At 42.5% G+C, this 6823-nt stretch carries 6 protein-coding genes and 2 pseudogenes; 6 read left to right on the top strand and 2 right to left on the bottom strand.

Annotation, left to right across the window (positions count from 1 at the left end):
* Positions 1–112 precede the first annotated feature (112 nt).
* A pseudogene (locus ACMN7X_RS05850) lies at positions 113–226 on the top strand (plasmid segregation actin-type ATPase ParM); the annotation flags it as partial.
* 185 nt (positions 227–411) lie between these two features.
* On the opposite strand, the gene ACMN7X_RS05855 reads toward ACMN7X_RS05850, so the two are convergent.
* Positions 412–1695, bottom strand: coding sequence for a glycosyltransferase family 39 protein (locus ACMN7X_RS05855; RefSeq protein ID WP_418746551.1), 1284 nt, complete (start codon positions 1693–1695; stop codon positions 412–414).
* 527 nt (positions 1696–2222) lie between these two features.
* Between ACMN7X_RS05855 and ACMN7X_RS05860 the strand changes: the two genes are divergently transcribed.
* From ACMN7X_RS05860 to ACMN7X_RS05875, 4 genes and pseudogenes are all read left to right on the top strand, one after another.
* Entirely contained in the window at positions 2223–2675 is a 453-nt protein-coding gene (locus ACMN7X_RS05860) for a hypothetical protein (protein WP_417108786.1), read from the top strand.
* Positions 2653–3372 (top strand): LytR/AlgR family response regulator transcription factor, encoded by a 720-nt coding sequence (locus ACMN7X_RS05865; protein ID WP_417111382.1) that lies wholly within the window; start codon positions 2653–2655, stop codon positions 3370–3372. Before ACMN7X_RS05860 ends, ACMN7X_RS05865 begins: the two co-directional genes overlap by 23 nt.
* Positions 3373–3401: 29 nt before the next feature.
* On the top strand, positions 3402–4724 hold the full coding sequence (locus ACMN7X_RS05870; protein ID WP_418746552.1) for a sensor histidine kinase: 1323 nt from the start codon (positions 3402–3404) through the stop codon (positions 4722–4724).
* A 91-nt stretch (positions 4725–4815) separates the two neighbouring features.
* Positions 4816–5328, top strand: a pseudogene (locus ACMN7X_RS05875) (accessory gene regulator ArgB-like protein).
* 370 nt (positions 5329–5698) lie between these two features.
* Here ACMN7X_RS05875 and ACMN7X_RS05880 read toward each other — a convergent pair.
* Positions 5699–6127, bottom strand: a complete 429-nt coding sequence (locus ACMN7X_RS05880) for a hypothetical protein (protein ID WP_418746553.1) — start codon at positions 6125–6127, stop codon at positions 5699–5701.
* 18 nt (positions 6128–6145) lie between these two features.
* Between ACMN7X_RS05880 and ACMN7X_RS05885 the strand changes: the two genes are divergently transcribed.
* Positions 6146–6823 (top strand): hypothetical protein (locus ACMN7X_RS05885; RefSeq protein WP_418746554.1); only part of this gene is annotated, 678 nt, incomplete at its 3' end.

The following is a 6823-nucleotide window of genomic DNA, read 5'->3' on the forward strand; positions in this document are numbered from 1 at the left end:
CGGAACTGTAGAAGTTTCCGACAGCTTCATAGATAGATTGACGAATCCTCCACACAGGCAAATTTCAAGCCCTCAAGGTACAAGGGGGTATTGCGCCCTTTTTTAGAAGCGTCTCGGCATGATCCGATGCATCGACGAAACAAAGGAACAGGTTCGCCGGGATGTCGGGGTGTCTGTTACCGATGCTCAGGTGGAACGTGTGCTGGGTGGAAAGCCCTGCAGCATCCTCCAATACCGTTTTTAATGGAGTATAGCAAAAATCTTTATAAACGTGAACTATTATTGCTAACCGGATACAGTACTAGGTTAAAAACTCTGAATATATTGCCGCCATAATTCAGATCCCTATCTTTCTGGGGCTTGAATTATGGCGGCCCATATGTTTTGACATTACTATTCCACAATCGAACATCACATGATCTGTGCTCCGGAGACGTAGCCAAACAGGAATATTCCCAGAAAAAGCGACTCGACCACAATTACATATGTCCGCAATTCCGACCTATTCTTAACCAGAGCGGCAAGCAGAATGAAGAACACAAACCCGCACGAAAGGTATCGGCCGCCGCTCAGCAGCCACGAGAGCGAATAGTTTGCGATCAAATAACAAAAAGCATATGCTAAGATACTCGAAGAATTTTTGCGGGATCTCAACGAAAGAACAAGAATGGCAAAAAAGACGATAAATAAAATCAGCTCCGGCAGCCACACAGCCCATGCCATAGATTGTTGAAACTGCCTGCCCAGATAGCTCACGATATATTTCAGCGTATCCGTGACCCACATCGGACCTTGATACCAATGCTGCTGATGAATCACATAGGCAAACGGATTGCCGTCTACGAGATAGTTCAAAAGCCAGTAGCCGAGCATTCCCAAACAGGGCAAGAACAGCAGCGGAATGTACATTGCCTTTTGGACGAGCCTTTTCATCGACGCCTTGATCGGAACAACAAGAGGTTTAACGCTTTTGAAAAACTCTATAACGCCTGGCAAAACAACCAAAATGCCGATCATCCGCGTGAGCGCCGCAAAAGCGCCCCAAATCCCAAAGGCAAGCCACTTGTGCTTATGTGCATAGTAAAGCGCAGCCGCCGTCGTCAATAAAAACAGTCCCTCTGTCATGACCGTACCGAAAAAGAACGAAAACGGGAAAACCGACAGGAACAGCACCGCATCATCGGCAACCGATTTATCATAGCTTTCAAACGCCAGCTTGTGTACCCAGCAGCACCCCCATGAAAAGCACAGTGCCGAAACGAGCGCGCCTGCCAGCGCGGTGTTCGGAATGATAAGCTTCACGATTCGGACAAACCAGACGTAACAGGGATAGAATACCAGAAAGAGATGCTCTCCGTTTTCCTGATACGCGCTGTATCCCTTGTCAATTAAATTGATATAGTGATTTGCATCCCACAATCTGAGCTTTTCCAAGCAGTCCCAGAGCGACACTTGTTCATTCGATCCGATCATGATGCAAAACAGGGCAGCGACCATGACCAAAACCCGAACGCCGAGCGCAAAGCCGAACGTTTTCCATTCATTAGGATATGCCGCCCTGCAATCGAAGTCCTCCTCCGGCAGGACAGCATGTTTCGCGGATTTTTGGGAAAGGCCGAAATCAAGCAGGCATTTATAAAGGAGAACACAAAACAGCAAAACGATCGGAACGGATAGGATCACATTATAAAGCAATTTCTCTCATCCTCACCTTCTCTTGGATTAATTCCGAGCTATACCAGAAAATAGCGTTTAAATGGATACACGGTAAAAAGCAATCGGAATTCCTGGCTTTCAATAGAGTCCCATTCTTTCTCGGAAAAAAATATGCGTTCCATTTGTATACTTAATGATACTACTTTAAAAACGGGAGTTGTTCCATTTTGTCACAGTGGTATATTTTTGAGATTAAATGGTTTTGATCTGTCAATGCAAATAATGAATAAAAATAGCGCGTATCCACTTCAAGTGAATACGCGCTACCGTTAATATTAAATAATGCTACCGATTAGACAAAATCCGTGAAATTCTTCGCTACCTGTGTTATAATTTATTCAAGCTCCGGAATTTCTCAAACAGTTGAATATACTCCAGTATGTGCTGTTGCTCTTGGGGACTCATCTTGGAAAGCGTTTCGATAATTTCTTTTATGATGATATTCGGAGGAAGTTCGACCTCGGACGCAATATACAGATCACCAATTAAAAGAGGAGTCTCATCACATGCGTATTTTGTCTGGCGTAGATAATCTTACTTATTTATTTTGTGACTTGGTAGAAATAGGACTCGATTTTTTTGAACTTTTACGTATATACTGTGACAACGATTTTCTGCCTTATTTTGGAGATGTACAACAGCCATTCACCTTTCCGCACCCAGATAGGTTCTGCAATCTCGACCAAAAGGACATTCGGAGAGGGATCTCACGTTGGACGGGTTCAAAATATCGCTCAGCCTCTATCGATGCTGTTGTACTGGAAATATATCATCATATTGCCGATAGGCATATCGGCAGTTACGTCTACCACAGCAATCGTAACCCCAAAAACATAAAAGCAGCCGATGATATATATGTTTTGTTTGTGTTCTCTAGTTCGGCAACCTTTATAGACTTAAATAAAAAGAAATCCTATCTCTTTCAGGAGGAACCTCATGATAAAAATAGCCGTTTGTGATGATAATCCATATGAATTGGAAGAAGTAGCCGAAAAAATCAAAATTTATCTTGATCAGCAAGAGACCGCACTCCAGACAGTAGTTCAAACCTTTCAATGTGGCGAATATCTTATAATGGAAATTGAGTCTGGGCACCCCGCCGATATCTTTATTTTGGACGTAGATATGCCAGGTATGAACGGATTTGAGCTTACCGAAGAGATTCGAAAACGTATCCCCGCTCCTATCATTATCTTTCTTACATCCCATATTGAATATGGATCCAAAGCCTGTAAAAACCGGGCTTTCAGATATATTTATAAGCTAAATATTGATGAAGAACTTTACGAAGCTCTCGACAGTGGATTTCTGGAGTTGCGTCATATTGAAGAACGCTCCATTACTGTCACTCATTATAATGAATATTATCGGATACCTTATTCCAACATTAAATATATCCGCCGCGGCGGGCGTCAATTGAGCATTGAAACACTCGCTTCAGCCTCAATTTTCGATAACAGAGGAGTGAAAGAATTCTTGGAGGCGCTGAATGACAGCCGTTTTGTGCTAATTGACCGCGGATGCATATTAAACGTGGATTTTGCTAAACAGATAACGGGCACAGAAGTGATACTCACCACTAACGAGCGCCTGGCAATTAGCCGTCGCATGCTCAAAAATTTGAAGTTAGCTCTCATCAGAGAGTGGAATATTTAGCTGCAAAAAAACAGAAAGGAAGCCCAATTATGCTTCTTTATACCCTCGTGGAATTATCTGCATCCTTTATAGAATCCTTGTTGGTTATCAGCACAATAACACGCATAAGCGGTAAAAAGCACACGAATCCGCAACACATTCTATTGATTCTAGCGGCAACATGTGTAATGACAACTATAGTTACCTTTATGAACATGTGGGAATCCTTTTCATACTTAACCATAGTTATAGCTGCAACATATTCTATTTGTATTACGAAACTTACATCGAACGGTCGTCTTTTGCTCCGCGCCGTATCTTGCATGCTTACTTTATTTTTTCTACATACCCTAGATTATGTAGTTGGCTTTAGTGTGAGCATGATCATCGGCCAATCCCAAGATATTTTCCATGGATTTGAACTGATGATGAAAATTGGAACCATTAGAACAATATATACAGTAATAAACAAAGCTCTCCAAGTATCCCTGTTTTTCCTATTGGGGGCTCAATATGAAAAAATCCGACAATTCGATAAGAGATATCTGGGGATTCTTTTCGGAATCACCACATCATGCTACATTATTATGTCAATTCTTCTCAGCCTAATCATGACTGATTCTCTGTTTGTCATGCAGATAGCTATTGTCGTTTCGTGGATATTTATAATGAGCTGCTTAGTAGCAATCATTACCATCATTTCGATACATTCAAAATATATAAAGAAAGAACGAGAGACTGTGATGATTTCTTTGACAAATGAGTTAATGGAAAGAAATTATCAGCAACTCCATAAGAATCAGCGATTGATCGCAAAACAGGTTCACGACTTTACAAACCATCTAAAGACCTTAAAAGGGATGTTGGACAAAGATACAGAAGCGGAACAATATGTTTGCAAACTACTTGCGATAACATATCGCGAATCAAAACTTTGTCATAGCGGATGCGATGTAATCGATGCAATCATAAACTGCAAAGTATCAGAAGCAACGGCAGGACATATTGCATTTACTTATAAGGTTCAATTACCGGAACCCATACATGTTTCCAGTGTGGACATCTGTGCTGTTCTCTCAAACCAAATTGACAACGCTCTAGAAGCTTGCGCTAATATCCCCAACCAACAAGAACGCTTTGTCCAAGTTACACTTTGGCAAAAAGAGACTTTTTTGTTTTTTAAAGTGATTAACAGCGTTTTAGTTAATCCTTTCATTGCAGGCAATACTTTAATCAGCAAGAAAAAAGAAAGCGGGCATGGATTAGGTCTTATTAACATTCGCGACACTGTGGAAAAATACAACGGGACTTTAGATAATCAGTTTTCTGGAAATCAATTCATATCTATAGCAATGATGCAAAATACCATCTAATACAAAAATTCACACCATAAAATCAAAAATCCCCCAAGCCGATAATCTATCTGTTATAATTTTAGGTAGACCACAGACTTGGAGGATTTTTATGTTAAAAGCGTGTGCATCTAGTTGTACTGATTTTCTAATGCGTCACACAAATATAGCCTCTTCTCGCAGGCCGATATACCTATATGGGTTTGAATTGCTTTTGTCTACGTTAACATCAGCTTTGTCCATTCTACTTGTCTCTGTACTATTCAACGGCATTGAGGATGGAGCTATCTTTCTGTTGACATACATTGGCTAGCGGGTGTTTTGTGGAGGGTACCATGCCAAAACACATGAACTGTGCTTTGTTAGTTCAAATTTCACTTTTTTCGTTGCTTGGACTTTTGCAAAGGTATTAACCTGTTTAAATTTACAAAGTCTCGCAATGGTGCTTGTTGTACTTTCTACCATTGTTATTTTGATTTTAGCGCCTATTCGTAATAAGAATCACCCTCTTTCCGACAAGGCATATAGGAAGAACCGAAAGATTGCCATTATTTTCGTGTTAGTACTTTTCATTATTTATCTTTGCTTAACTTTTCTTAATACGCTGAACTGTACGAAACAATAATCAGCCAGTAATCCGATTCTCAAAATCAGCACCATCGGTGCGTAGCTAATTTCTCAAAATTGTTCAAGGGTCTGAGATGTTGTCCAACAAGGAAATCGCAGATTTCGCACATGGATACTGCTGTGCATTGCCTGCAATCACAATTCATCATCTTCGGCAGAAATGAGATAAGGGTATCTTCGTGCCCTACTGGACAAGTATGTTTTAGTGAGACGAGATTTGTCAAGGGTTTTTTATGCAAAAAAGCACGATTTCATAAAAATGATTCAAATACATATCATCCAAACAGAATTGAGAGAATAGTAGCCTTCAATAATATGCTAATGCCGCCGAGCGTAACCAGTATAGTTATGCTCGGCGGTAAACTTATTTAGGGATTGATGTACTTTCCTTCAACGATGAATACGCCATCGGTTAAGGGCTTTTCATTGTCGGGTTTACGCAGGATACCACGGCGAATCAGCTCATCTGTAACATATCCAATGATCTGATGCAGATAACAGCTAACCCACTGATTGATCTGATCGTGTAGGTGTTTCGGAACGAAATTTTCAAAATTATTGCGCACAGTTACGATCCACTCCGCAAGGAGATCATTGAGCTTTTTATCAGTCATCTCAAACAGTGAAACAAATTTTCCAAACTGCTCTGCGGTAAAGTGCGGGAAGTTTAAGCTAAAGCCTGCCTCTGACTTTATAAGCAGATTTGTTTCGATAAGATGTGCGGCATCTTCTTCGGAAAGAGCTTCTTTGGACACAACACCGTTTACACTGTTCTGTGGTATGCCATTTGCACACATCCAGCGCATCCCTTTGTTATGGTAAATGGAGAACAGACCCGTGACAAGATACTGGCCTATGCGGAGGAGTTGACCGGCACACAGGGCGGCACCATCCGGGGTAATCTCTATGAGCTGGGCTATCAGCAGCATTTCCGGCACGTCGTTGAAGCCTCCCAGCCGGTGAGCGTGAACCGGCTCTTTTATGAGCATGGAACCCGTGACATCCCGGATGGCCAGTATTTTGACGGAAGCCCTGACCGGGTGTTGGGAAATTTCCTGCGGTATGAGGCCCAGCCCCATGACCCGGCTGTGCTGCAGGAGGCTTTACGGCAGGAGCAGCACAGCCGGGGGCGGGCCGTCCCCGGCGACTTCAAAGCCCACGTTACGGCTTTGCATGACAGCCGGATTGAAACCGAGGCCCGGCGCATCGTGGATAAGCTGAAAGATCTGTCCGCGCCCAACAGCCCCAACAAGACACATTTTATGGTGGAGATCTCACCGCACTTTGACGCACTGGCTTCCACCAAGGACAATGACCGGCTCTTTGCCATGCTGCCCTATAAGTCCCTGTGCTTTACCAGCATAAAAGACCGACACGGGGTATATGCCATGATTAACAAAGATGAGCGCCGTGATGTGAGTATTCGCAAGCCCCGGCCATCTATCCGCAAGCAGCTTGCCGACAGCAAACAGGCCACCAGCCCGAAAAAGGCG

Origin of the sequence: Frisingicoccus sp., from assembly GCF_048388605.1 — a bacterium.
Lineage (GTDB): Bacteria > Bacillota > Clostridia > Lachnospirales > Lachnospiraceae > Frisingicoccus.

Bases quoted from the DNA above. Each gene is read 5' to 3' on its own strand.
- ACMN7X_RS05860 (WP_417108786.1), top strand. From the start codon at position 2,223: ATGCGTATTTTGTCTGGCGTAGATAATCTTACTTATTTATTTTGTGAC.
- ACMN7X_RS05870 (WP_418746552.1), top strand. From the start codon at position 3,402: ATGCTTCTTTATACCCTCGTGGAATTATCTGCATCCTTTATAGAATCC.
- ACMN7X_RS05880 (WP_418746553.1), bottom strand. From the start codon at position 6,127: ATGTGTGCAAATGGCATACCACAGAACAGTGTAAACGGTGTTGTGTCC.
- ACMN7X_RS05865 (WP_417111382.1), top strand. From the start codon at position 2,653: ATGATAAAAATAGCCGTTTGTGATGATAATCCATATGAATTGGAAGAA.